19 protein-coding genes are annotated in these 24176 nt (G+C 71.0%); 12 read left to right on the forward strand and 7 right to left on the reverse strand.

Going from position 1 to position 24176, the window contains the following annotated elements; all coding sequences use genetic code 11:
• The first annotated feature begins 27 nt into the window (after positions 1 to 27).
• A complete protein-coding gene (locus tag FHS38_RS18210) occupies positions 28 to 1092 on the forward strand; it encodes a ScbA/BarX family gamma-butyrolactone biosynthesis protein (RefSeq protein WP_184734627.1) in 1065 nt (354 codons plus the stop codon).
• 23 nt (positions 1093 to 1115) lie between these two features.
• On the opposite strand, the gene FHS38_RS18215 is transcribed toward FHS38_RS18210, so the two are convergent.
• Positions 1116 to 2528, reverse strand: a complete 1413-nt coding sequence (locus tag FHS38_RS18215; protein WP_184734628.1) for an alpha/beta hydrolase — start codon at positions 2526 to 2528, stop codon at positions 1116 to 1118.
• Positions 2529 to 2773: 245 nt separating this feature from the next.
• Between FHS38_RS18215 and FHS38_RS18220 the strand changes: the two genes are divergently transcribed.
• The 3 genes from FHS38_RS18220 (at position 2774) to FHS38_RS18230 (ending at position 6810) form a co-directional block, all read left to right on the forward strand.
• Positions 2774 to 3316 carry a GNAT family N-acetyltransferase gene (locus tag FHS38_RS18220; protein ID WP_184734629.1) on the forward strand — a complete coding sequence of 181 codons (543 nt, stop codon included), beginning with the start codon at positions 2774 to 2776 and terminating at the stop codon, positions 3314 to 3316.
• 139 nt (positions 3317 to 3455) lie between these two features.
• Positions 3456 to 4910 (forward strand): carotenoid oxygenase family protein, encoded by a 1455-nt coding sequence (locus tag FHS38_RS18225; protein WP_184734630.1) that lies wholly within the window; start codon positions 3456 to 3458, stop codon positions 4908 to 4910.
• A 259-nt stretch (positions 4911 to 5169) separates the two neighbouring features.
• A complete protein-coding gene (locus FHS38_RS18230; RefSeq protein ID WP_184734632.1) occupies positions 5170 to 6810 on the forward strand; it encodes a VWA domain-containing protein in 1641 nt (546 codons plus the stop codon).
• Between the two features lie 120 nt (positions 6811 to 6930).
• Here FHS38_RS18230 and FHS38_RS18235 read toward each other — a convergent pair whose 3' ends face one another.
• Positions 6931 to 8091: a sensor histidine kinase gene (locus tag FHS38_RS18235; RefSeq protein ID WP_184735047.1), complete on the reverse strand. Its 1161-nt coding sequence runs from the start codon at positions 8089 to 8091 to the stop codon at positions 6931 to 6933.
• A gap of 11 nt (positions 8092 to 8102) precedes the next feature.
• Positions 8103 to 8756, reverse strand: coding sequence for a response regulator transcription factor (locus FHS38_RS18240; RefSeq protein WP_184734634.1), 654 nt, complete (start codon positions 8754 to 8756; stop codon positions 8103 to 8105).
• Between the two features lie 411 nt (positions 8757 to 9167).
• Here FHS38_RS18240 and FHS38_RS18245 point away from each other — a divergent pair, with 411 nt between their 5' ends.
• The 4 genes from FHS38_RS18245 to FHS38_RS18260 all read left to right on the forward strand — a co-directional run bounded on the left by FHS38_RS18245 (position 9168) and on the right by FHS38_RS18260 (position 12378).
• Positions 9168 to 9425: a DUF7848 domain-containing protein gene (locus tag FHS38_RS18245; protein WP_184734636.1), complete on the forward strand. Its 258-nt coding sequence runs from the start codon at positions 9168 to 9170 to the stop codon at positions 9423 to 9425.
• A 134-nt stretch (positions 9426 to 9559) separates the two neighbouring features.
• Entirely contained in the window at positions 9560 to 11281 is a 1722-nt protein-coding gene (metG, locus tag FHS38_RS18250; protein WP_184734638.1) for a methionine--tRNA ligase, read from the forward strand.
• 177 nt (positions 11282 to 11458) lie between these two features.
• On the forward strand, positions 11459 to 11806 hold the full coding sequence (locus FHS38_RS18255; RefSeq protein ID WP_229822672.1) for a DNA-binding response regulator: 348 nt from the start codon (positions 11459 to 11461) through the stop codon (positions 11804 to 11806).
• Between the two features lie 11 nt (positions 11807 to 11817).
• A complete protein-coding gene (locus FHS38_RS18260) occupies positions 11818 to 12378 on the forward strand; it encodes a DinB family protein (RefSeq protein ID WP_184734642.1) in 561 nt (186 codons plus the stop codon).
• Between the two features lie 126 nt (positions 12379 to 12504).
• Here FHS38_RS18260 and aspS read toward each other — a convergent pair whose 3' ends face one another.
• Complete coding sequence (gene aspS, locus FHS38_RS18265) at positions 12505 to 14286, reverse strand: aspartate--tRNA ligase (RefSeq protein ID WP_184734644.1); 1782 nt, start codon at positions 14284 to 14286, stop codon at positions 12505 to 12507.
• 159 nt (positions 14287 to 14445) lie between these two features.
• Between aspS and FHS38_RS18270 the strand changes: the two genes are divergently transcribed.
• The gene (locus FHS38_RS18270) at positions 14446 to 16605 is read left to right on the forward strand and encodes an ATP-binding SpoIIE family protein phosphatase (RefSeq protein ID WP_184734646.1); all 2160 of its coding nucleotides are present in this window, start codon (positions 14446 to 14448) and stop codon (positions 16603 to 16605) included.
• An 83-nt stretch (positions 16606 to 16688) separates the two neighbouring features.
• Here FHS38_RS18270 and FHS38_RS18275 read toward each other — a convergent pair whose 3' ends face one another.
• Positions 16689 to 17774, reverse strand: a complete 1086-nt coding sequence (locus tag FHS38_RS18275; protein WP_184734648.1) for an AI-2E family transporter — start codon at positions 17772 to 17774, stop codon at positions 16689 to 16691.
• Positions 17775 to 18026: 252 nt separating this feature from the next.
• Positions 18027 to 18980 (reverse strand): pirin family protein, encoded by a 954-nt coding sequence (locus FHS38_RS18280; RefSeq protein ID WP_184734650.1) that lies wholly within the window; start codon positions 18978 to 18980, stop codon positions 18027 to 18029.
• 156 nt (positions 18981 to 19136) lie between these two features.
• Between FHS38_RS18280 and FHS38_RS18285 the strand changes: the two genes are divergently transcribed.
• The gene (locus tag FHS38_RS18285; protein ID WP_184734652.1) at positions 19137 to 20081 is read left to right on the forward strand and encodes a trypsin-like serine peptidase; all 945 of its coding nucleotides are present in this window, start codon (positions 19137 to 19139) and stop codon (positions 20079 to 20081) included.
• A 76-nt stretch (positions 20082 to 20157) separates the two neighbouring features.
• Here FHS38_RS18285 and FHS38_RS18290 read toward each other — a convergent pair whose 3' ends face one another.
• Positions 20158 to 20610, reverse strand: a complete 453-nt coding sequence (locus FHS38_RS18290) for an SseB family protein (RefSeq protein WP_130878671.1) — start codon at positions 20608 to 20610, stop codon at positions 20158 to 20160.
• A gap of 129 nt (positions 20611 to 20739) precedes the next feature.
• On the opposite strand from FHS38_RS18290, the gene FHS38_RS18295 reads away from it, so the two are divergent.
• Together FHS38_RS18295 and FHS38_RS18300 are read left to right on the forward strand one after the other, a co-directional pair.
• Positions 20740 to 22581 carry an acyl-CoA dehydrogenase gene (locus FHS38_RS18295; RefSeq protein ID WP_184734654.1) on the forward strand — a complete coding sequence of 614 codons (1842 nt, stop codon included), beginning with the start codon at positions 20740 to 20742 and terminating at the stop codon, positions 22579 to 22581.
• Between the two features lie 129 nt (positions 22582 to 22710).
• Positions 22711 to 24036, forward strand: coding sequence for a M18 family aminopeptidase (locus FHS38_RS18300; protein WP_184734656.1), 1326 nt, complete (start codon positions 22711 to 22713; stop codon positions 24034 to 24036).
• Positions 24037 to 24176 lie beyond the last annotated feature (140 nt).

Raw genomic sequence — 24176 nt, forward strand, 5'->3', positions numbered from 1 at the left:
CGCGCAGCACTTGATCCAGGGGGAGCCATGTCCCAGACCTCCGTACCCGCACCGATCACGCCGGGCGAGCCGCGGTTGACCACCACGGTGCCACGGGAGTTCGTCCACCGGGCGGCCGTCGCCGAGGTACTGCTGACCGGGTGGCGCAGGCTGGACGAGCTGCGGTTCCAGGTCTCGGCCCAATGGCCGCGCGGACACAGCTTCTTCACCCCCGTCCACGACTCCCGGCACGGCACGCGGCACGACCCGATGCTCATCGCGGAGACCGTCCGGCAGATCGGATCACTGCTCGCGCACGCGGAGTTCGACGTCCCCCTCGGCCACCAGTTCCTCATGTGGAGCCTGGACTACACGGCGCGTCCCGAGCAGCTCGCGGTCGGCTTCGCCCCCGCCGAGCTGGAGTTGGAAGTGACGTGCTCACAAGTGCGGCGCCGGGGCGGCTCGTTCGCCGGGATGCGCTACGACGTGGTCTTACGTCGTGACGGCCTGCTCGCCGCGACCGGCTGCGCCGGTTTCACCTGCACCTCGCCCGAGGTCTACCGCAGACTGCGGGGGCCCCTGCTGACCGGGCCCCCCGCCACCCTGGGCTCCCCCGTCTTCCCCCAGCACGTCGGCCGCGCATCGGCGTTCGACGTCGTCCTCTCGGCGGCGCCCCCGGGCAGCTGCGGAAACTGCGGACGGCCCGTCGAGCCCCGGCGCGCGGGGCCGCGCCGCTCAGGCCGCTGGCAGCTGCGCGCGGACATGCGGCATCCGATCCTCTTCGACCACCCCGTCGACCACATCCCGGGCATGGTCCTGCTGGAAGCGGCCCGCCAGGCGGCCATGGCCCTCGATCCCGGCTCCACCGTCAGCCCTACGGCCCTCACCAGCGCCTTCCACCGCTACGCCGAGCTGAGCAGCCCCTGCTGGATCGCGGCCGAGCGCGGCGAGCCGGACGCCGCCGGCTCCACCGTCACCCACGTCAGCGGCCACCAGGACGACGAGCTGCTGTTCACCTGCGCCATCACGACGGCGGCAGCGGCGCAGGCGGCGATACCTCAGGAGGACGCGAGACCCGAGGCGCCGATACCGCAGACCGTGTCACTGGGCTGAGCGCCGCCTCCCCCTGTCACCTGTCACTCCTCCTGCTCGGCCCCGGCGGGCTCGTCCCCGTCCTGGGCGTCTGCGGCCTGCCCGTTCGCGGCCCGGCCGTTCTCCGCCTGCTCGTTCCTCTTGGCGTCGTCCTGCGTGACCGACACCGGGTCCTTCTTCTCCGAGCGACCGTCCGAACCGCTCTCCGCCTTCTTGTCGGAGTCCTTCTTGCCGGCGTCCTTCTTCGAGGGGTCGTGCCGGTCCGACGGCTTGCGGTTGTCGACGACGTCCTGCGGGAAGGTCAGCTGTTCGCCCATCCACTTCATCGCCGGCATGATCTCCCGCCGCCAGGTCGTGAAGTGATGGCTGCCCTCCGGCAGGATGATGCTCGCCTTGGTCATGGGCGGCTTGACCGCGTCGAGGAACTTCTTGGTGTCCCCGAAGTTCTTCTCGCCCTTCTCGCTGCTGGCCACGAGCACCGAGGCACGCGGGACGGGCATGTTCTCCAGCCGCCAGATCAGGTCGTGCTCGCGCTGGCGCTGCTTCCCCTTCTCACCGCTGCCGAAGAGGTTGCCGGTGGTGGGGTCGTTCTTGATCCTGTAGTCGGGGGAGAGGGCCGCCGCCGTCGGATAGACGTCGGGCGCGCGCATCGCCAGCTCCAGGGCGCAGGTGCCGCCCGAGGAGTAGCCGAGCGCACCCCAGGCGCTGGCGTCACGGCCGACCCGGTAGCTGCTGCGCAGCGCCTCGGGCAGGTCCTTGGTGAAGAACGTCTCGGCCTGCGGGCCGTCCGGCACGTCCACGCACTCGGTGTCGCGCGGCGGCGCGATGGTCGGCGAGATCATCACGATCACGGTCGGCTGGAGCTGCTTCTCGGCCTGGAGCTTGGCCGCCGTCTGCGGCACCTGGAGGTGCTGGGCGAGGCTCACGGTGCCGCCCGGATAGCCGCTGATGGCCACCATCACGGGGAAGCGCTGGCGTTCGTACTGCTTCTGGAAGTACTGCGGCGGCAGATAGACGAAGGCCGGGTTGATCACGTTCGAGCGGCGGCCGACGATGCGTACGGACTGCACCTTGCCGACCTGGTCCTCGGGTCCCTTGGGGAGCCCGTGCACCTTGTCCAGCCCGTTCGGACCGGCGGGCTGCACCAGCCCGCCCTTGGTGGCCCCGATCGTGCCGTATCCGCCGTTCCTGCTGAAGCCGGTGACGTTGACGGGCGACTTGTCGACCCGGCCGAGCAGCTGGTTCCACGAGGAGTAGAAGGGCCCCATGCTGATGTTCACCGCGAGGGCCAGCACGGCCGTGAGGGTCAGCTGCGTCAGCGCGATGGCGCCGAGCCGCCCCAGCACGGGCAGCGGTCCGCGCCCGGAGAGCCGCGGCCACAACCAGACCATGAGCCCCACGCACAACACGGCCGCGAATGCCACCGCATACAAGAGCGACCGACTGGTCAGGCCCATGTGCCCCTCAACTCCCTGCCCCCGTGGTGGGTACTCATGTTCGGTCGAGCCATATTCACCGAAGAAGAGGCGGGAACGGGTGGATAAGGTTGCCCTGCACCCATTTCTTACCCAGCTCTTGTCCTGCCCGTGGTGTGCCCGACCCATGCTGTTCCCGGTGCCGCCACGGAAAACGACAGCCCGCCGGGCCGGTTACCCCGTCCCCCACGCGGGTGGCCGTGGGCCGCATTGGGCAGGAAGGTCGCATGGGCGACGTCTTCTTGCGCAGGTTGAGCCGCTGGCAGGCAGATCAGTACCGCGAGCAGCTCGCGGATCTTCACGGGTCGGCTTACGAGGACCCCCCGGGCGAGGCGTTCGACGGCCGCGCCCGGTTCATCGACCGGCTGGCGGAGCACGCCGCGCTGCCGGGCTTCGACCTCGTCGTCGCCGACGACGGCGGACCGGTGGGCTGCGCGTACGGGTTCCCGGTGACGCGGGACGGGGTCCACTGGCGGGGTTTCGTGGGACCGGTCCCCGACGAGCTGGAGGAGCTGACGGCCGCCGGCCGGGTCTTCGCCGTCGCCGAGCTGATGGTCCTGCCCCGGCGCCGCCGCCTCGGCATCGGCAAGCGGCTGCACGACCGCTTGCTGTCGGGGACGGGCGCGACGCTGGCGGCCGGGTTCCTCGCGCCGGGCGCGGTGGCGGCGCAGTCCGCCTGCCGGGCCTGGGGCTGGCAGGCCGTCGGGCGGATCCGGCCGCCCGCGCCGGAGCCCGAGCGGTGGGTGTTCACGCGCCCTCTGCGCCGGTGACACCGTATGGCAGCAGATGAAAATGCATGACCGCCGATAGCGTCAGATGACGGGATCAGGGTGAGGAGACTGGCCGAACCGGCCCTTCCGCTGGATGGTGGAAGAACGGCCGCGCGGGGGCGGGCCGTTGGAGGGCGGCATGACCGACGAGCGCGAGGCCGAGGGCCGTAAGGGCACAGCACGCAGGGGCGGGGGCGGCACGGGGAGCGCCGCGGACGGCGCCAGGGGAAGTTCCTTACGAAGGGTCGCCGGGGACGCCCTCGGCAACCCCTATCTCAGCGGCCACTTCGCACCCGTCCACGACGAGATCATCGCCGTCGACCTCCCGGTGACCGGCCGCGTCCCGGAGTCCCTGCGCGGCCGCTATCTCCGCAACGGCCCCAATCCGCTGACCGTCGACCGGCCGGCCGCCCACTACTGGTTCAGCGGCGAGGGCATGGTGCACGGTGTGCGGCTGCGCGACGGCCGCGCCGAGTGGTACCGCAACCGCTGGGTGCGCTCCGACGCGGTCGCCGGGCGGCTCGGCGAGAAGCTGCTGCACGGGCCGCGCCATCTGGACATGGACTTCGCGCCCAACACCCACATCCTGAACTTCGCCGGGCACTACCTCGCGCTCGTCGAGGGCGGCGCGCTGCCGTACGAGCTGGACGACGAGCTGTTCACGATCGGCCCGTTCGACTTCCACGGCACCCTGCCCGGCGGCCTCGCCGCGCACGCCGTCGTCGACCCGGCCACCGGCGAGCTGCACGCGGTCGCGTACTGCTGGGCCTGGCCGTACGTGCAGTACCTCGTGGCCGGGGTCGACGGCTGCGTCCGCCGCCGGGTCGACATCCCGGTCCCGGGCCGCCCGATGATGCACGACTTCTCCCTCACCGAACGGCATGTCGTGCTGTACGACCTGCCGGTCGTCTTCACCCCCCACACGGGCCGCCCGGTCGCCGGCTTCCCCTACGCGTGGGCCCCCGGCCGCGCCGCCCGGCTGGGCGTGCTCCCCCGCGACGGCGGGCCGGCGGACGTGCGCTGGCTGGAGATCGACCCCTGCTTCGTCCTGCACCCCATGAACGCCTACGAGCACGACGGCCTCATCACCCTCCACCTCGTCCGCTACGACCGCCTCTTCGACGGCCCCCGGCCGGGCCCGGGCGAGCGGCCCGCGTACCTGGAGCGCTGGACCGTCGACCCGGTGGCCGGCCGGGTCTGGCGCCAGCGGCTCGACGACCGCGCGGTGGAGTTCCCGCGCGTCGACCCGCGTCGTCTCACCGCCCGCCATCGCTTCGGCTACGCCGTGGCGGAGGCGGCCGGGTACGGCGTACCGGCCGGGCTGGTCAAGTACGACCTGGAGCGCGGCACGAGCGAGGAGTACCGGGTCGCCGCGGGCGGCGACATCGGCGAGGCCGTGTTCGTACCGTCGCGGCCGGGGGCGGCGGAGGACGACGGCTGGCTGATGTCCTACGCCTTCGACGCGGAGCGCGGCGCCACGGACCTGGTCGTGCTGGCCGCCCAGGACATCGCGGCGGGGCCGGTGGCCCGGATCCATCTGCCGGTGCGGGTGCCGCTGGGACTGCACGGCAGCTGGATCCCGGACGCGGTGTGATGGCGGATGGTGCGATGGCCTGATGGTGCGGTGGCCGGACTGCCTGACGGTGTGAGTGCTAAAGCGACGGGTAGCGACCTTTGAGGCCCCTGAGACGTAGCAGATGCGCTCCCTGTGGGTGGCGCACGAAACGGCTCGCGAGGGTCGAACACGCCGGGCAGGGCTTGACGGCTAGCCTTACGTAGCCGTCCCGCCCTGGGACTTATCACCCCACTACGGACATTTCATCGCACCCGAGACACGTGAAGGACTTCTCCACATGGGCATTCGGAGTCTGCTGAGGAACGCGTTCGGCCGGTCCAGGAAGGCCGATCGCGACGAACCGAGCCTGCCCCAGCAGAACGCGGGGCCGGACACCGCCGACAGTGCCGGGGCCGCCGAGTCCGTATCCGCGACCGTGCCCGCACCGGCGACAGAGGTGAACCCGGCGCCGGTGGCGGAGACGATCGCGAAGCCGCGGGTCTCCACGGAAGCGATCGGGGAGACCGGGGAGACCGAGGACTTCCGCCCGGCGGTCACGACCCCGGTGCTGCCCGCGCAGCCGCTTCCGTCGGAGCCGGTCGCCGCCGAGCCGGTCGCCGCCGAGCCGGTCGCCGCCGAGCCGGTGGCCGCGGAGACGATTGCGGCCGAGACGATTGCGGCCGAGCCGGTCGTCGCGGAGCCGGTGACGGCGGAGACGGTCGTAGCCGAGCCGGTCGCCGCGGAGACGACTGCGGCTGAGCCCGTCGTCGCAGAGACGGTCGTCGCAGAGACGGTCGCCGCCGAGCCCGTCGTCGCGGAGACGGTCGCCGCCGAGACGGTCGCCGCGGAGACGATTGCGGCTGAGCCCGTCGTCGCGGAGACGGTCGTCGCCGAGACGGTCGTGCCCGGCACGGCCGAGCGCGTCCCCGACCCGGGGCCGCTCGACCCGATCCCGGGCCCGGTCCCCACCCCCGACCCGCGCCCGCAGCCGGAGCCCGAACCGACTCCGATGCCGTCCCCCAAGCCGATCCCCCAGCCGGAGCCGGTCCCGACCCCGGAGCCCAACCCGGTGCCCGAGCCGGCCCCGGGCCCGGAGCCGACGCCCAACCCGGAACCGGCCCCCGGCCCGACGCCGGAGCCGGCACCGGCGATGACGACGGCTGAGACGGCTGCGACGGCTGCGACGGCTCTGACCGATGGGGCCACGGCGCCGGCCGCCGCCCCGGCCATCTCCCTGGAGAAGATCCAGCAGTCCGCACCCGAGCTGGTCAGCCTCTACAAGGCGGCGTCGGTCTCCCTGGAGAAGCAGGGCCTCACCGGCCAGCGGGCGGCCGTCTACCTGGTCCTCGACCGCTCCGGCTCCATGCGGAACTACTACAAGGACGGCACGGTCCAGCACCTCGCCGAGCAGGCCCTCGGCCTGTCCGCGAACCTCGACGACGACGGCACGGTCCCGGTCGTCTTCTTCTCGACCGACGTCGACGGCACGGCCGATCTCGACCTCACCAACTACACGGGCCGCGTGCAGGAGTTGCACGAGGGCCTCGGCCACATGGGCCGTACGAACTACCACTGGGCGATCGAGGCCGTGGTCAAGCACTACGAGGAGTCCGGCGCCAAGGACCCCGCCTTCGTCATCTTCCAGACGGACGGAGCCCCCACCAGCAAGGCCGCCGCCGAACGCGCCCTGTGCGCGGCGGCGAAGCTCCCGATCTTCTGGCAGTTCGTCGGCTTCGGCGACCCCGAAGCCCGTGGCTTCGACTTCCTCCGCAAGCTGGACGACCTGGCGGTCCCGGAGAAGCGCGTCGTCGACAACGCGGGCTTCTTCCACGCGGGCCGCGACCCCCGCGCCCTGACGGACGCCGGTCTCTACAAGGAGCTCATGGTCGAGTTCCCGGAGTGGCTGATCGAGGCCCGGGCGGCGGGAATCGTCGACTAGTCGCCGGTCCGCTACCGCGTTCGGAAAGGCCGCCCTCGTGTGTGAGGGCGGCCTTTGCCGTACCGACCGCGTCCCCCATGAGGGCGGTGTCAAGGCTGCGTCCGACCAGGGCTTCCCGGACTACGCCGATCGGGAACCAGCCCGGGCGTCGCGGAGATCCACCGTCACCCGCAGGCCGCCCCCGGGCCGGGCCACCGCCGTCGCCGTACCCCCGTGCGCGCGGGCGATCGAGCGTACGATCGACAGCCCCAACCCCACACCCCCGCCCAGCCGTTCCCGCCCCGCTCCCCGCCGGAAGGGTTCGAAGAGGCCCTCGACCTCGTCCTCCGCCACCACCGGTCCGGTGTTCGACACGGTCAGCCGCCCCGGGCGCACCCGCACCTCCACGGTCCCGCCCGGGTGGTTGTAACTCACCGCGTTGCGCAGCAGGTTGCCGGTCAGCTGGGCCAGCAGCACGCGGTTGCCGGTCAGGGGCGACGCCGCCGTGCGGACGTCGATGCGGACGCCCGCCTCCGCCGCCCGCTCCGCGAGGGCCTCGGCCTCCTCCGCCACGACGAACGCGAGGTCGAGCGGGTCCCGGCGCTCGAGCCCGCGCTCGCTGCGCGCGAGCACCAGCAGGCCGTCGATGAGCCGCTCCGAGTGCCGGTTGGTCTCCAGCAGCAGCGTCTTCGTACGGGCCAGCTCCTCCGGCGACGGGTCGCCGTCCAGACCGACCTGGATCGCCGCGCGCTGTGTGGCCAGTGGGGTGCGCAGTTCGTGCGAGGCGTTGGAGACGAAGCGGCGCTGGCTGTCGAAGGCGCCCTCCAGCCGCCCCAGCAGCGCGTCGATGGTGTCGGCCAGTTCCTTCAACTCGTCTTCCGGGCCCCGCTGCCCGATCCGCTCGTGCAGATTGCGCTCCGAGATCCGACGGGCGGCCGCCGTCATCGCGTGGACGGGCCGTAGCACCCGGCCCGCCGTCCACCAGCCCACGCCGACCGCCAGCAGGGCCGTGACCAGCAGCGCGATCACCGACCAGAGGACGAGCTGCTGGGAGGCGGCATCGGTGACGTCGCCGGAGACCCGGTAGGCCGTGGCGATGGTCGTGCGCTGCGCGTCCCGCACGGGGATGCGGCCGTACGGCTCCCCCGGCACGGCGGTGCGGGCGATCACCGTCGCCCGCTCCCGCGTCCCCGCGCCGGACAGGACGTTGACCGTCACCAGCAGCACCGCCCCGAGCACCAGGAACACCGCGCCGTACGCCACGGCGATCCGCGTACGGGCGGTGAGCGCGGGCCATCGCATCCGGGTGCGGCTCACAGCGCGTACCCGACGCCCTGCACGGTACGGATCAACGGCGGGTCCCCGAGCTTGCCGCGCAGTTTGCTCATCGCCACCCGCACGGCCCCCGTGAACGGATCCGCGTGCGCGTCCCAGGCCCGTTCCAGCAGCTCTTCCGCGCTGACGACCGCGCCGTCGGCTTCGAGGAGGATCTGGAGCACGGCGAACTCCTTCGGCGAGAGGTCCAGCTCCCGCCCGTCACGGATCGCGATCCGCCGCACGGTGTCCAGCTCCAGCCCGTGCCGCTCCAGCAACGGAGGCGCGGGGCGGGCGCTACGACGGCGCAGTGCCCGTACGCGCGAGATCAGCTCGGGAAACTCGAACGGCTTCGGCAGATAGTCGTCCGCCCCGAGATCCAGCCCGGCGACCCGGTCCTCCATGCCGGCGGCGGCGGTGAGCATCAGGATCCGGGTCCGGGAGCCCTCGGCGACGAGCGTGCGGGCCACGTCGTCACCATGCACGCGCGGCAGGTCGCGGTCGAGGACGACGACGTCGTAGTCGTGGAGGGAGAGGTACGCGATGGCGGCGTCCCCGCTGTAGACCGTGTCGACGGCGAACCCGGCTCTCCGGAGCCCGGTCGCCACCAGCTCGGCCAGCGTCTCTTCGTCCTCGGCCACCAGCACCCGCATGACGTTTTCCCTCCTTGTCGGTATTCGCCCCCTTCCAGAGTGCGGGTATATCGCGGGGAATGTTTCGCGGATGTCTCCATGCGGGGCGGGTGACGGGCGGTCACCCGTGGACCACGCTCCGTACCCCCTTCGTCACTGATCAGGCCACGGCTCAGTGGGCATCTATAAGGGCGTGAGCAATGAGAACCCCCCGCCCGTCACCGCTCCCACTCCCGTCACCTACGTCGTGGACACCCGTACCGACCGTCTCGGCCAAGTCATGGACCGGCACGCCGGCCACTTACAGCTACGACCTCCCCAAGGCGGGCTCGAGTGGGACTGCCCGCCCGGATGCACTCGGCCCGCCTCCGAGGCGGAGGTGCGGCGGGCCCGGGCCTCCGCACGGGCGACGGAACACAAGACGGAAAGCAGGTGGGGGCTTTGAGCACGCGCAGCGTCTTCACGTTCGGGGACTGGACCCTGCAACCGGACATGGAGCCGGACGCGGAGCCCGTCACGTACGCCATGCAGTGCGCGGTGTGCGAGGAGAGCTCGGAGCCCGGGGAGGACGTCGGCGAGGCACAGGGGTGGACGTTCCGGCACGCGGGGCGGAACCCGTCGCACCACACGTACCGGGAGACGATCGTCAGGCCCTGGCGGGCCTGGATGGCCCGGCCCTCCGGGGCCTGAGCACCCGGCGTACACAGGAAGAACTCCCGACACAGAGCCGACATAAATGCCGCGCGGCTGCCCCCTGGCACTCGGATACGCTAAAGGTGCCCGTAAAAACAGCATCAGCCGCATCGACCAGGGAGCAGCCGGCAATGGCTCGACACCTCATCACCAGCGCCCTTCCGTACATCAACGGGATCAAGCACCTGGGCAACATGGTGGGGTCCATGCTCCCGGCCGACGTGTACGCCAGGTACCTCCGCCAGACGGGCCGCGAGACCCTCTACATCTGCGCCACCGACGAGCACGGCACCCCCGCCGAGCTGGCCGCGAAGGAGGCCGGGCTGCCGGTCGCCGACTTCTGCGCCGCGCAGCACGACGCGCAGAAGGCGATCTACGACGGCTTCGGCCTCGACTTCGACTACTTCGGCCGTAGCTCCTCGCCGGAGAACATCGAGATCACGCAGCACTTCGCGCGCCGTCTCCAGGCGAACGGGTTCATCGAGGAGCGGGCGATCCGCCAGGTGTTCTCGATCGCCGACGACCGCTTCCTGCCGGACCGCTACATCGTGGGTACGTGCCCGCACTGCGGTTACGACAAGGCGCGCGGCGACCAGTGCGAGAACTGCACCCGGGTGCTGGACCCGACCGACCTGATCGACGCGCGGTCGGCGATCAGCGGCAGCAGCGAGTTGGAGGTGCGGGAGACCAAGCACCTCTTCCTGCTGCAGTCGAAGCTGGCCGGAGAGGTCGAGGCGTGGATCGACGAGCAGGGCAAGGACTGGCCGGTGCTGGCCTCCTCCATCGCCCGCAAGTGGCTGACCGAGGGCCTGAACGACCGGGCGATCACGCGTGACCTGGACTGGGGCGTGCCGGTCCCGGCCGACACGTGGCCGGAGCTGGCGGCCGAGGGCAAGGTCTTCTACGTCTGGTTCGACGCACCCGTCGAGTACATCGGCGCGACGAAGGAGTGGGGCGACCAGGACCCGGAGAACCGCGACTGGAAGTCGTGGTGGTACGAGGCCGACGACGTCGTCTACACGGAGTTCATGGCCAAGGACAACGTCCCGTTCCACACGGTGATGTTCCCGGCCACCCAGCTCGGCACCCGCGAGCCGTGGAAGAAGGTCGACTACGTCAAGGCCTTCAACTGGCTGAACTACTACGGCGGCAAGTTCTCCACCTCGCAGAAGCGCGGCATCTTCACCGACGCGGCGCTGGAGATCCTGCCCGCCGACTACTGGCGCTACTTCCTCATGGCGAACGCCCCCGAGTCGGACGACACGTCCTTCACCTGGGAGCTGTTCTCCGCGTCGGTGAACAAGGACCTCGCCGACACCCTCGGCAACTTCGTCAACCGCGTCCTGTCCTTCTCCCGCAAGCGCTTCGGCGACGACGTCCCCGCGGGCAACGAGGCGGGTGCGGCCGAGGCCGAGCTGGGCGAGCAGATCGCCGGGCTGCTGGCGGAGTACGAGGCGCAGATGGAGGCCCTGCAGTTCCGCAAGGCCGCGCAGGCGCTGCGTGCCCTGTGGAGCGCGGGCAACTCCTACCTGGAGACCAAGGCCCCCTGGCTGGAGATCAAGACCGACCCGGAGGCCGCCGCGCTGACGCTGCGCACGGCGATGAACCTGATCCACCTGTACTCGATCGTCTCCGAGCCGTTCATCCCGGCCTCGGCCGCCGCCATGCGGGGCGCGTTCGCGCTGACCGAGGACACGGCGACATGGGTCACGCGCGACGAGGCGGCGTCCCTGTCGTTCGTTCCGGCGGGTACGCCGTTCACCGTGCCGCCGGTGCTGTTCGCGAAGATCACGGAGGAGGACCTGGAGTCCTACCGTGAGCGCTTCGGCGGCGGGGACGACAGCGCCGCCTGAGGCGGTTCGAGGGGCCCGGGACCGTGCTTCCGCACGGTCCCGGGCCCCTCGTATATCCGCGGACGCACCCGCGTTGATCGATCGGCAATCGTTTGTTCAGCGCGCCCCGGGAAGCTGAAGGAGTTGGCTTCGCGGGGGAGACGAGGAAGAACATTGTTGTACGAGAAACGCATCACCGTGAGTGTCCATGCCGGCGACGAGCTGACCCGGGCCCGCATCGCCCGACGGCTCCGGCCGCTGCCCGGGGTCGACGTGGTCCGCGAGGGCGGCGCGGTCGACGTCCTGTTCCTGGGCCGGAACGACGAGAGCGCGGGGGACGAGCTGCGCCGGCTGACCCGGGACGGGCGGACGCCGGTCGTGGTGGTCGCCGAGGAGCTGGGCGAGACCGAGCTGATGGCGATCGCGGAGTACGGGGTGTCGTCCGTGCTGTGGGGCGAGCGGCTGACGACGGGTCGGCTCTCGCGCGCCGTGCACAACGCGGCAGGATGCTGTCCGCGCCTCCCGGTGCTCACGGCTCTTGTGTGAGTCTGGTCGGCATGTCGATCTCCACCAGGACCTTCCCGCCACTGAACGTCGACGAACGCACCACGCTGGAGAGTTGGCTCGACTTCCACCGAGCGACCCTCGCCCACAAGTGCGCCGGGCTGTCCGACGAGCAGGCCCGCGAGGCCTCGGCCCGGCCCTCCGAACTGACCTTGACCGGCCTCGTCCAGCACATGGCCGAGGTGGAGCGGACGTGGTTCCGCCGCATACTCACCGGGGAGCGGGTGGCAGCGGTCCACGGCACCGACGCCACCCCCCTGGGACCCCTGGACCTCGTCGACGGGCGTGACGTCGGCTTCGAGGTCGCCGAGGGCGCCACGCTGGAGGGAGCGCTCGCCGAATGGCAGGCCGAGATCGAGCGGGCCAGGGCCAACTGCGCGCCGCTCTCCCTGGACGCCACGGGCACCTTCCCCTGGTCCTTCGCCCCCGGCGAGCCGGCCGGGGCCCCGGTGTCGCTGCGCTGGATCTTCGTGCACATGATCGAGGAGTACGCGCGCCACAACGGGCACGCCGATCTGTTGCGCGAACGCGTCGACGGCAGCACCGGCTGGTAATTCCCGAGCGCGTCCGGAGGACCGGCCTCCACCCGGCCCTCCGGGCACAGACGAGGGGCCCGGAACCACATCGGCGGTTCCGGGCCCCTCGTGTGTGCCTACCCGGGTGCTACCCGGGCAGGGCGACTACTTCGCGTCCTTCACCTGCGGCTTGCGCAGCGACAGGTGGAGCTCCTTCATACGGGACTCGTCCACCTCGCTCGGGGCGCCCATGAGCAGGTCCTGGGCGTTGCCGTTGAGCGGGAAGGCGATGGTCTCGCGGATGTTCGGCTCGTCGGCCAGCAGCATCACGATGCGGTCGACGCCCGGGGCGATGCCGCCGTGCGGCGGGGCGCCGAACTTGAACGCGCGCAGCATGCCGCCGAACTCGCGCTCGACGTCCTCGCCCGAGTAACCGGCGATCTCGAAGGCCTTGTACATGACCTCGGGCTCGTGGTTGCGGATGGCGCCGGAGGACAGCTCGGTGCCGTTGCAGACGATGTCGTACTGCCAGGCCAGGATGTCCAGCGGGTCCATCGTGTTCAGCGCCTCCAGGCCGCCCTGCGGCATGGAGAACGGGTTGTGCGAGAACTCGATCGCGCCGGTGTCCTCGTTCTTCTCGAACATCGGGAAGTCGACGATCCAGCAGAAGCGGAAGACGTTCTCCTCGAAGTGGCCGGCGCGCTTGGCGGCCTCGACGCGGACCGCGCCCATGATCTTGGAGACCTCGTCGAACTCGCCCGCGCCGAAGAAGACGGCGTGGCCGGGGGCCAGGTCCAGGGCCTCGGTGAGGGCCTTGGTGTCGTCCTCGGTGAGGAACTTGGCGATCGGGCCGGACAGCTCCAGCTTTCCGGCGTCCCCACCGACTCGGACCCAGGCCAGGCCCTTGGCGCCCTGCTCGACGGCGTACTCGCCGAGGCCGTCGAAGAACTTGCGGGACTGGCCCGCGGTGTCCGGCACGGCCAGCGCGCGGACGTGCTTGCCGGCGAAGGCCTTGAAGCCGCTCTCGGCGAAGACGCCGGAGACGTCGACCAGCTCCAGCTTGGCGCGCAGGTCCGGCTTGTCGGAGCCGTACTTCAGCATCGCCTCGCGGAACGGGATCCGCGGGAAGGGGGAGGTGACGTGGCGGCCGTTGCCGAACTCCTCGAAGAGGTCGGTCATGACCTTCTCGATGACCTGGAAGACGTCCTCCTGCTCGACGAAGGACATCTCGACGTCGAGCTGGTAGAACTCGCCCGGCGAGCGGTCCGCGCGGGCGTCCTCGTCGCGGAAGCAGGGCGCGATCTGGAAGTAGCGGTCGAAGCCCGCGATCATCAGCAGCTGCTTGAACTGCTGGGGGGCCTGCGGCAGGGCGTAGAACTTGCCGGCGTGCAGACGGGACGGGACCAGGAAGTCGCGCGCGCCCTCGGGGGAGGTGGCGGACAGGATCGGGGTCGCCATCTCGTTGAAGCCGAGGGCGGTCATCTTCTGGCGCATCGAGGCGATGACGGCGGAGCGCAGCATGATGTTGCGGTGCATGCGCTCGCGGCGGAGGTCCAGGAAGCGGTACTCCAGGCGCCGCTCCTCGTTCACCCCGTCGTCGGTGTTGATCGTGAAGGGCAGCGGCTCGGCGGTGCCCAGCACCTCGACCGCGGCGACCTCGACCTCGATCTCGCCGGTGGGCAGCTCGGGGTTGACGTTGTCCGCGCCACGGCCGACGACCTTGCCGTCGATGCGGACGACGGTCTCCTTGGTGAGGTGGCTCAGGGCCTCGTTCGCCGCGGTGCCCGGGCGAGCGACGAGCTGCACCAGACCGTGGTGGTCGCGCAGATCGATGAAGAGGATGCCGCCCAGGTCGCGCCGATTGTGCAGCCAGCCGCTCAGTCGCACGTCGGTGTCGACGTCAGCCGCACGGAGCTCGCCGCAGGTGTGGGACCGGTACCGATGCATCGTTCATCCAAGTCGTTGGTCGAGGGGGTTGATCGAAGCTGGCGTTGCACTGGGTTAGCGTGCACACAGCACGTGTGCAAGGGTACTGCCCCACCTGCCATCGGTCGTCGCCCATTCTCAGACCTGCATAAAGCCCGCAGGCCCGCTTAAAGTGGGGCAATGCGCACCGAGGACGTACTGGCAGCCGTGGCGACCGGCCTGTGGCACTGGGACAACGCCTCGCGCATCGCCACCTTCGACGCCGAGGCCGCCCGTCTCCTGGGCCTGCCGGCGGAGCGCGTCGAGCTGACCGAGTCGGCCGCCCGCGCCCGGTTCCACGCCGTGGACTGGGTCGAGATCATGGGCATCATCAATCTGGCCGTGGCCGAGGCCACCCTCGCCGAGGCCCGGCTGCGCGTGGTCGACGACGCGGGGCGGGTGCTGCGGACGGTGCGCGCCCGCTCCCGGCCGGTGGCGGGCAAGAAGGACTACATGCTGGTCGGGACCGTTCAGGAGGTCCCCGAGGCGCAGCCGGGCACGTCCGCCGTCCGGGCCCAGGTGACCGGCGACTGGCGGCGCAACCGCGAGGCCTTCCTGCTGGACGCGGGCCGGGCCCTCGCCGAGGCCCGGTCGACGGCCGAGGTGCTGCGGGTGGCGGCGGGCCTGTCGATGCCCGGCTTCGTACCGTCGGGGCTGGCGGTCTTCAGCGCCGAGGGCAACCGGGTGAAGGTCATCGGCCACCAGGGCTACGGGCCGGGCGAGGCCGAGCCCTTCCTGGACCTGCCGATGGACGCGGCCTACCCGGCCGCCGAGGTCATCCGCACCGGCCGCGCGATCTATCTGCCCAACCCCGACGACTACCAGCGCCGCTTCCCCGACGCCTGGAAGCAGGTCGCGCACTTCGCCCGCCAGTCCTGGGCCTTCCTGCCGCTGATCAACGCGGGTCACTCGATCGGCGCCTGGATGGCCGGGTTCTCCATCCCGGTCAGCTTCACCCCCGACGAGCGGTCCGTGCTCACGACCGTCGCCCGGATGCTCGCCCAGGCCCTCGGCCGGGCCAGCCTCCACGAGTCGGAGCGCGAACTGACCGTCGGCCTCCAGCGCTCGATGATGCCGACGGTCCAGCCGGACATCCCCGGCATGAAGGTGGCCGCCCGGTACGTACCGACCGGCGGCGGGCTGGAGGTCGGCGGCGACTGGTACGACATGATCCCGCTGCCCTCGGGGCGGATCGCCCTGGTCATCGGGGACGTCCAGGGGCACGACGTGCGGGCCGCCGGGCTGATGGGGCAGCTGCGGATCGCGCTGCGCGCGTACGCCTCCGAGGGCCACCATCCGGACGCGGTCCTCTCCCGGGCCTCGCGCTTCCTCTCGGGCGTCAACGACACCGAGTCCGAGGACACCGACCCGCGCTTCGCCACCTGCCTCTACATCGAGGTCGACCCCGCCACCGGGCTCCTCGACATCGCCCGCGCCGGGCACCCCGAGCCCGCGATCCGGCTCAGCGACGGCACGGTGCTCGTCCGGCCCACGGGGGGCGGCCTGCCGCTCGGCATCGTCCCCGACACGGACTACCCCACCACCCGGCTCGTCCTCGAACCGGGCGAGACGATGATGGTCTGCACGGACGGGCTCATCGAGACCGGCGGCCACGACCTGGAGACCGGCTGGAGCAGGCTGCGCGAGGTCATCGAGGGCTACCCGCTGGACGGCGAGGACGGCGATCTGGAACAGCTCGCCGACGCCCTCGTCCAGGCCGTCCACGGCCCGCCCTCCCACTACACCACCGGCCCGCTGGTCGACCGGCGCGAGGACGACATCGCCGTGCTCCTGCTGTCCCGGGAAGCCCTCGTCCCCGCCGAGGTCGGCGGCCTCACCACGCTCCCGCACCCGGCCCGCCGCATGGTCCTGACCATCGCCCAGGCCGAACCGGAACGCATCGCGGAGTGCCGGCACCAGCTCGGCGAGCTCATGCACGACTGGCGCGACGGGGACCAGATCGACTCGGCCGTGCTGATGGTCTCCGAGATGGTCACCAACGTCCTCGTCCACACGGACGGGGACGCGCTGCTGGTCGCCGAGATAACGGGCGAGCAGGGCGAGCGCCGCCTGCGCGTCGAGGTCGAGGACGGCAGCGACGAGCTGCCGCACCGCCGCCACCCGGGCGAGATGGCGTCCTCCGGGCGCGGCCTGGTGCTGATGGAACTGCTGGCCAGCGCGTGGGGCGTCGACCCCCGGGGCGAGGGCAAGAACATCTGGTTCGAGCTGGTCGAGGCGTCCGGGGCCTCCGGGACGCACGGGACGCTGCTGACCCCGGAGGGGCTGGCGGAGGTGACGTAGCGCCGGGCGCCGGCCTCGACGTACTGACGGCCTGGCGGCGGTGGCCGGCGTCCGGTCGCGCGCGCTCCTTGCGACCCCGGCGCCTACGCGCCCGTCGTGGACCCGCGCGCGCCGGACGGCGGGACCGCGTAATGCGAGCGCAGCTCCGAGACGACCCCGAAGACCGCCGCTGTCAGCGGCACCGCGAGCAGCATGCCGAGGATCCCCGCGACGCTCGCGCCCGCCGTGATCGTCAGCATGACCATGGCCGGATGCATCTGCACCGTACGGCTCTGGATCATCGGCTGGAGCACGTGCCCCTCCAGCACCTGCACGGCCAGCACCACCCCCAGCACCGACGCGGCCGTGCCCAGTCCCCGGTCGGCCAGCGCCACCAGGACCGCGACCGCGCCGGACAGGAACGCGCCGAGGTAGGGGATGTACGCGGTGACGAAGACCAGCGCGCCGAGGCCCGCCGCGCCCGGCACCCGCAGGATCAGCAGCCCGGCCATGATGCACACCGCGTCGATCAGCGCGATGAACGTGGTGCCCCGCATGAACCCCTCGACCGCCCGGTACCCGCGCCGTCCCATCGCCTCCAGGCGGGGGCCGGAGTTCCCCGGGGCGAGGGAGTGCACCGTGGCCGCGGCCCGGTCGGAGTCGCGCAGGAAGAAGAAGGTCAGGAAGAGGGCCAGCACGGCGAGGGCGATCATCTCCCCGACGACGCTGAGCCCGGACAGCACGCCGGAGGCGGCCGTGCTGCCGAACTTGCCCAGCAGGTCCTTGCCGTTGGACGCCAGGTCGTCGAGCGAGGTCCCGGCGGCGCCGAAGTGGTCCGCGAGCTTCCGGGCGGCTTCCTTGACCGAGGCGATGATCTGGTCCCCGGTGTCGATCAGCGCGCTGGCCACGACGTAGCCGGTGCCGCCGACGACCGCGAGCAACAGCAGGCAGGTCAGCGCCGCCGAGAGCGAACGCTGCACGCCCATCGCGAGCAGCCGCCGGTGCACGGGCCGGAGCAGCGCCGTGCCGAGCAGCGCGAGCAGGACGGGCGTGACCGCCGCCTTCAGCTGTACGCACAGCCACACACCGACGGCGGCGACCCCGGCGACCAGCAGCAGGACCAGGCACCAGGCCGCGATCTTGCGCACGGCCCGGGGCAGCAGCGGCTTCAGCTCCGATTCGGTCGGCACGGGCTCAGCGCATCATGGTGATGCGCTGAGAGCTCGGTGACCGGGTCCGGGTGGGTGAGGGGTGTGCGCACCTCCGCTGCGCGGCGGTGTCCTCAAGCGCCGGACGGGCTGCTGTGCTCTGTCCTCAAGCGCCGGACGGGCTGCTGTGCTGTGTCCTCAAGCGCCGGACGAGCTGATTTCAGCCCGTCCGGCGCTTGAGGACGCGCCCGCAGGGCGCTCGCCGCCGCAGGCGGCAACGACGGCCCACACGAACTACACGGCGTCAGCCGGCACCGTGCCGAGGCGGCCGGCCTGGTAGTCGTCGAAGGCCTGGGCCAGCTCGGCGTGGGTGTTCATGACGAACGGGCCGTAGTGCATCATCGGCTCCCGGATCGGCTGCCCGCCGAGCAGGACGAACTCGAAGTTCGGACCGCGGGTGTCCTGCTTGTCGTCCGCCCGGACCGTGATCGAGTCGCCGTTGCCGAAGACCACGGACTGCCCCATGTGGAACGGCCGTCGCTCGGCGCCCGCCGTACCGCTCCCGGAGAGCGCGTACGCGAGGGCGTTGAAGTCCGGCCGCCAGGGCAGGGTGAGCTCCGCGCCCGGGTTGAGGGAGATGTGCGTCATCGTGATCGGCGTGTGGGTGATGCCCGGGCCCTCGTGGCCGTCGATGGTGCCCGCGATCAGCCGCAGCAGCGCGCCGCCGTCGGCCGAGGTGAGCAGCTTGACCTTGCCGCCGCCGATGTCCTGGTAGCGGGGGGCCATCATCTTGTCGGCCTTCGGCAGGTTCACCCACAGCTGGAGGCCGTGGAAGAGCCCGCCGCTGACGACGAGGGACTCCGGCGGGGCCTCGATGTGCAGCAGGCCGGACCCGGCGGTCATCCACTGGGTGTCACCGTCGTTGATCGTGCCGCCGCCACCGTGCGAGTCCTGGTGCACGAAGGTGCCGTCGATCAGATAGGTGACCGTCTCGAACCCGCGGTGGGGGTGCCAGGGCGTGCCCTTCGGCTCGCCCGGTCCGTAGTCCACCTCACCCATCTGGTCCATCATGATGAACGGGTCGAGGTACTTGTAATGGATCCCCGCGAAGGCCCTGCGGACGGGGAATCCCTCGCCCTCGAAACCGCTCGGCGCGGTCGCGACGTGCAGCACCGGCCGCTGCCGGCCGTCGGCCGGGGCGGCCACGCGGGGCAGGGTCAGCGGGTTCTCAACGGTTACTGCGGGCATGACAGCCTCCTCGGTTGCGACGCCTTCAAGTTAGTTGAAGAGTGAACAACCTGCAAGGGTGCCCCTATTCCCGGGGCACCCGACGGCCGCACTCCGGGCCATGCGCCGGGCGCGCGCCTCCGGCGCGAACATGATTCGAACGTGGACACTGGGTGAATGCGCCTGAAAGCCACCGACCGCGGCTACGCCTCCGGTCCCGCCGGGATAGCCGCCCTGATCGCCGCCGTCCTGGCCCTGACCGTGATCGGCCTGCTGATGGCGAGCCGCGGCCAGGCCTCGGACGCACCCCTGGCCAAGGGCGACGCCGACGGTCACTACGACGAGCCGAAGGCTCTGGGCGACGAGAGCGCCGAGGCGATGCGGTCGGTGGTCCGCACCCCGCGGAAGCCCCCCGCGTCCGCGCCGGCGGCCGTCGGCTCGGGCAGCGACCCGCTGCCCGCCTCGAAGCCGCTGGAGGCCCGCGAGAGCGACCCCTCGCCGGCCGTGGGCCCGCTGTTCTACACGGGCGAGGGCGAACCGGACCACAGCTGCAGCGCCAGCGTCGTCCACAGCCCCAGGGGCGATCTGATCGCCACCGCCGCCCACTGCGTGTACCAGCGCGAGTTCCGCACCGACATCGCCTTCGTCCCCGGCTACCACGACGGACAGGCGCCCTACGGCGTCTGGGTGCCCACGTCCGTCGACATCACCCCCGAGTGGGCGGACAGCGGCGACCAGGACCACGACGTGGCGTTCCTGCGGGTCCGCCGGGTGGGTGACGACACCCCCATCGAGCGGGTCACCGGCGCCGAGCGCATCCGCTTCCGCCCCGAGCCGAACCGCCCGGCCCGGGTGATCGGCTACCCCATCGGCGAGGAGCGCCCCCTCGGCTGCCAGAACATCACCGGCACCCACGGCCCCACCCAGCTGCGCTTCGATTGCCACGGCCTGCCCAACGGCACCAGCGGCGGCCCCATCCTCACCGACGTCGACCCCGCCACGGGCCTCGGCACGGTCAACGGCGTCCTGGGCGGTTTCCAGGGCGGCGGCGACGACGAGACGTCGTACAGCTCGTACTTCGGCGACGCCGTGGAGAAGCTCTACCGCCGGGCGACGGGTTAGCCGCCGTACCGGCTGCTGCCCTGTGGATCGAGGACACCGCCGCGCAGCGGAGGTGCACACGCAACGGCCCGGTGGGTCACCCGTACATCCGGCGCATCGCGAAGTCGACCATCTGCTCGACGGCCTTCGCGTCGAAGACCATCCGGTGGTCACCCTCCATGTCCAGCACGAAGCCGTAGCCGGTGGGCAGCAGATCGATGACCTCGGCGCCTGTGATCACGAAGTACTTGGACTCCTTGCCCGCGTACCGCCGCAGCTCCTTGAGCGAGGTGAACATCGGGATCACCGGCTGCTGGGTGTTGTGCAGGGCGAGGAAGCCCGGCGTGTCACCGCGCGGGCAGTAGACCTTCGAGGTCGAGAAGATGATCTGGAAGTCCTCGGCGGACATCGAGCCCGTGGTGAAGGCCCGCACCGCGTCGGCAAGCGACGGCGGGGACGGCTCGGGGTAGAGCGGCTGCTCGCCGTAGCCGCCGGACTGCTGCGGCGGGGCGTAGCCCTGTGTTCCCACGTTCTGGTCGTAGCCGTACATGGACCGAAGCGTACTCAGTCACAGTTGGGCGATCAGGGGTTGCGTCTTATTACCGACCGGTAGCATCATGGAAATTACTGCCCGGTACGTATTCGAGGATCCACCTCCCAGCCTTACGGAGCCGTTGTCATGGGCCACTACAAGTCGAATCTCCGCGACATCGAGTTCAACCTCTTCGAGGTTCTCGGCCGCGACAAGCTGTACGGCACCGGCCCGTTCGCGGAGATGGACGTCGAGACCGCCAAGAGCGTCCTGTCGGAGATCGCGCGCCTCTCGGAGAACGAGCTGGCCGACTCCTTCGTGGACGCCGACCGCAACCCGCCGGTCTTCGACCCGGAGACCAACACCGCTCCGGTACCGGCCAGTTTCAAGAAGAGCTACCAGGCCTACATGGACGCCGAGTGGTGGCGCCTCGGCATCCCGGAGGGCATCGGCGGCACCACCGCGCCGCGCTCCCTGCTCTGGGGCTTCGCCGAGACCATCCTGGGCGCCAACCCGGCGATCTGGATGTACTCCTCCGGCCCCGCGTTCGCGGGCGTGCTCTACGAGGAGGGCACCGACGAGCAGAAGCGCATCGCCAAGCTCGCGGTGGACAAGGGCTGGGGCTCCACCATGGTGCTGACCGAGCCGGACGCCGGTTCGGACGTCGGCGCCGGCCGCACCAAGGCCGTCAAGCAGGAGGACGGCTCCTGGCACATCGAGGGCGTGAAGCGCTTCATCACCTCCGGTGAGCACGACATGGCGGAGAACATCTTCCACTACGTGCTGGCCCGCCCCGAGGGCCACGGCCCGGGCACCAAGGGCCTGTCGCTCTTCCTCGTGCCGAAGTTCGAGTTCGACTTCGAGACCGGCGAGCTGGGCGCGCGCAACGGCGTCTACGCCACCAACGTCGAGCACAAGATGGGCCTCAAGGCCTCGAACACCTGCGAGATGACCTTCGGCGACAAGCACCCCGCCAAGGGCTGGCTCGTCGGCGAGAAGCACGACGGCATCCGCCAGATGTTCATGATCATCGAGTTCGCCCGGATGATGGTCGGCACGAAGGCCATCGCCACCCTCTCCACCGGCTACCTCAACGCGCTGGAGTACGCCAAGGAGCGCGTGCAGGGTCCGGACCTGGCCAACTTCATGGACAAGTCCGCCCCCAAGGTCACCATCACGCACCACCCCGACGTCCGCCGCTCGCTGATGACGCAGAAGGCGTACGTCGAGGGCATGCGCGCCCTCGTCCTCTACACCGCCGCCGTCCAGGACGAGATCCTCGTCAAGGAGCACGCGGGCGACGAGGCCTCCCTGAAGGAGGCCAAGGCGCTGCACGGTCTCAACGACCTGCTGCTGCCCATCGTCAAGGGCTACGGCTCGGAGAAGTCCTACGAGCAGCTGGCGCAGTCGCTCCAGACGTTCGGCGGCTCCGGGTACCTCCAGGAGTACCCGATCGAGCAGTACATCCGTGACGCCAAGATCGACACGCTGTACGAGGGCACCACGGCCATCCAGGGCCAGGACTTCTTCTTCCGGAAGATCGTCCGCGACCAGGGCCAGGCGCTGACCACCCTCTCCGAGGAGATCAAGAAGTTCCTCGCCGAGGCCGCCGGCGGCGAGGACCTGGCCGTCGCCCGCGACCAGCTCGCCAAGGCCGCGGTCGACCTGGAGGGGATCGTCGGCGCGATGCTGACCGACCTCGCCGCGACCGAGAAGGACGTCAAGTCCATCTACAAGGTCGGCCTCAACTCCACCCGCCTGCTGCTGGCCTCCGGTGACGTCGTCATCGGCTACCTGCTGCTCAAGGGCGCCGCGGTGGCCGCCGAGAAGCTCGGCTCCGCCTCCTCGAAGGACAAGGCCTTCTACGAGGGCAAGGTCGCGGCGGCGAAGTTCTTCGCCCACAACATCCTGCCCGGCGTCTCCGTCGAGCGCTCGCTCGCCGAGTCCGTCGACAACTCCCTGATGGAGCTGGACGAGGCCGCGTTCTAAGGTCCGTCCCGGGGACCTGCCCCACGTGTGCGAGGCCCGCTTCCCCCCTGGGAGGCGGGCCTTTCGCATCCTCGCGCATCAACCGCGCAACACCCCCCGATCACTTGCCCTGATCCTTATCCTGAGGCCATGAGCTCTGCGCACCGCTTCGACCGCGGCCACACCGACGACCTGATGACCTTCCTCGCGGCGAGCCCCTCGCCGTACCACGCGGTGGCCAACACCGCCGAGCGGCTGGAGAAGGCGGGCTTCCGTCAGGTCGCGGAGACCGACGCGTGGGACGCGAGTGGGGGCACCTCCCAGGCCGTCAAGGCCATGGGGGACGGCGGCAAGTACGTGACGCGCGGCGGGGCGATCATCGCCTGGTACGTGCCGGAGGGGGCGACCACGGCCACCCCGTTCCGGATCATCGGCGCGCACACCGACTCGCCGAACCTGCGCGTCAAGCCGCTCCCGGACACCGGCTCGCACGGCTGGCGGCAGATCGCCGTGGAGCTCTACGGCGGAACGCTGCTCAACACCTGGCTCGACCGCGACCTCGGGCTCTCCGGCCGGATCACCCTGCGGGACGGCAGCCATCACCTCGTCAACGTGGACCGGCCGCTGCTGCGCGTGCCGCAACTCGCCGTGCACCTCGACCGGTCGGTGAACTCCGACGGCCTCAAGCTCGACAAGCAGCGCCACATGACGCCGATCTGGGGCCTCGGCGACCCGCACGAGGGCGACCTCATCCGCTTCGTCGCCGAGGAGGCGGGCGTCGCGGCCGAGGACGTCACCGGCTGGGACCTGATGGTCCACAGCGTGGAGGCCCCCGCCTACCTCGGGCGCGACCAGGAGCTGCTCGCCGGTCCCCGCATGGACAATCTGCTGTCCGTGCACGCCGGCATCGCCGCGCTCACCGCGGCGTGCTCCTCCGCGAGCCTGCCCTACATCCCCGTGCTCGCCGCGTTCGACCACGAGGAGAACGGCAGCCAGTCCGACACCGGCGCCGAAGGCCCCCTGCTCGGCAACGTCCTGGAGCGGTCCGTCTTCGCCCGCGGCGGTTCGTTCGAGGACAAGGCGCGCGCCTTCGCCGGCACGGTCTGTCTGTCCTCCGACACCGGCCACGCCGTGCACCCCAACTACTCCGAGCGCCACGACCCGGGCCACCACCCGATGCCCAACGGCGGCCCGATCCTGAAGGTCAACGTCAACCAGCGGTACGCGACCGACGGCAGCGGCCGGGCCGTCTTCGCCGCCGCGGCCGAGCGGGCGGGCGTGCCCTGGCAGCACTTCGTCTCCAACAACGCCATGCCCTGCGGCACCACCATCGGGCCCATCACGGCCGCCCGGCACGGCATCACCACGGTCGACATCGGCGTCGCGATCCTCTCCATGCACTCGGCGCGCGAGCTGTGCGGCGCGGACGACCCGCATCTGCTGGCGAGCGCGCTGACCGCCTTCCTGGAGGGCTGAGGCGGTCTGTGCCGCCTGCGGCGGCGGGCGGGCTTGATGTTGGCTGAGCTCAACCGACATCAAGCCCGTCCGGCGTTTGAGGACACCGCCGCGCAGCGGTGGTTCGCACGCACGGGTGGGAAGATCGGGCCGTACCGGCC

The organism is Streptomyces netropsis (genome assembly GCF_014203545.1).
Lineage (GTDB): Bacteria > Actinomycetota > Actinomycetes > Streptomycetales > Streptomycetaceae > Streptomyces > Streptomyces netropsis.

Excerpts from the sequence above, each read along its gene's own strand:
- FHS38_RS18285 (WP_184734652.1), top strand. The coding sequence starts at position 19,137 with ATGCGCCTGAAAGCCACCGACCGCGGCTACGCCTCCGGTCCCGCCGGG.
- FHS38_RS18260 (WP_184734642.1), top strand. The coding sequence starts at position 11,818 with ATGTCGATCTCCACCAGGACCTTCCCGCCACTGAACGTCGACGAACGC.
- FHS38_RS18225 (WP_184734630.1), top strand. The coding sequence starts at position 3,456 with ATGACCGACGAGCGCGAGGCCGAGGGCCGTAAGGGCACAGCACGCAGG.
- metG (WP_184734638.1), top strand. The coding sequence starts at position 9,560 with ATGGCTCGACACCTCATCACCAGCGCCCTTCCGTACATCAACGGGATC.
- aspS (WP_184734644.1), bottom strand. The coding sequence starts at position 14,286 with ATGCATCGGTACCGGTCCCACACCTGCGGCGAGCTCCGTGCGGCTGAC.
- FHS38_RS18300 (WP_184734656.1), top strand. The coding sequence starts at position 22,711 with ATGAGCTCTGCGCACCGCTTCGACCGCGGCCACACCGACGACCTGATG.
- FHS38_RS18290 (WP_130878671.1), bottom strand. The coding sequence starts at position 20,610 with ATGTACGGCTACGACCAGAACGTGGGAACACAGGGCTACGCCCCGCCG.
- FHS38_RS18270 (WP_184734646.1), top strand. The coding sequence starts at position 14,446 with ATGCGCACCGAGGACGTACTGGCAGCCGTGGCGACCGGCCTGTGGCAC.
- FHS38_RS18280 (WP_184734650.1), bottom strand. The coding sequence starts at position 18,980 with ATGCCCGCAGTAACCGTTGAGAACCCGCTGACCCTGCCCCGCGTGGCC.
- FHS38_RS18210 (WP_184734627.1), top strand. The coding sequence starts at position 28 with ATGTCCCAGACCTCCGTACCCGCACCGATCACGCCGGGCGAGCCGCGG.
- FHS38_RS18295 (WP_184734654.1), top strand. The coding sequence starts at position 20,740 with ATGGGCCACTACAAGTCGAATCTCCGCGACATCGAGTTCAACCTCTTC.
- FHS38_RS18235 (WP_184735047.1), bottom strand. The coding sequence starts at position 8,091 with ATGCGATGGCCCGCGCTCACCGCCCGTACGCGGATCGCCGTGGCGTAC.
- FHS38_RS18220 (WP_184734629.1), top strand. The coding sequence starts at position 2,774 with ATGGGCGACGTCTTCTTGCGCAGGTTGAGCCGCTGGCAGGCAGATCAG.
- FHS38_RS18215 (WP_184734628.1), bottom strand. The coding sequence starts at position 2,528 with ATGGGCCTGACCAGTCGGTCGCTCTTGTATGCGGTGGCATTCGCGGCC.
- FHS38_RS18230 (WP_184734632.1), top strand. The coding sequence starts at position 5,170 with ATGGGCATTCGGAGTCTGCTGAGGAACGCGTTCGGCCGGTCCAGGAAG.
- FHS38_RS18240 (WP_184734634.1), bottom strand. The coding sequence starts at position 8,756 with ATGCGGGTGCTGGTGGCCGAGGACGAAGAGACGCTGGCCGAGCTGGTG.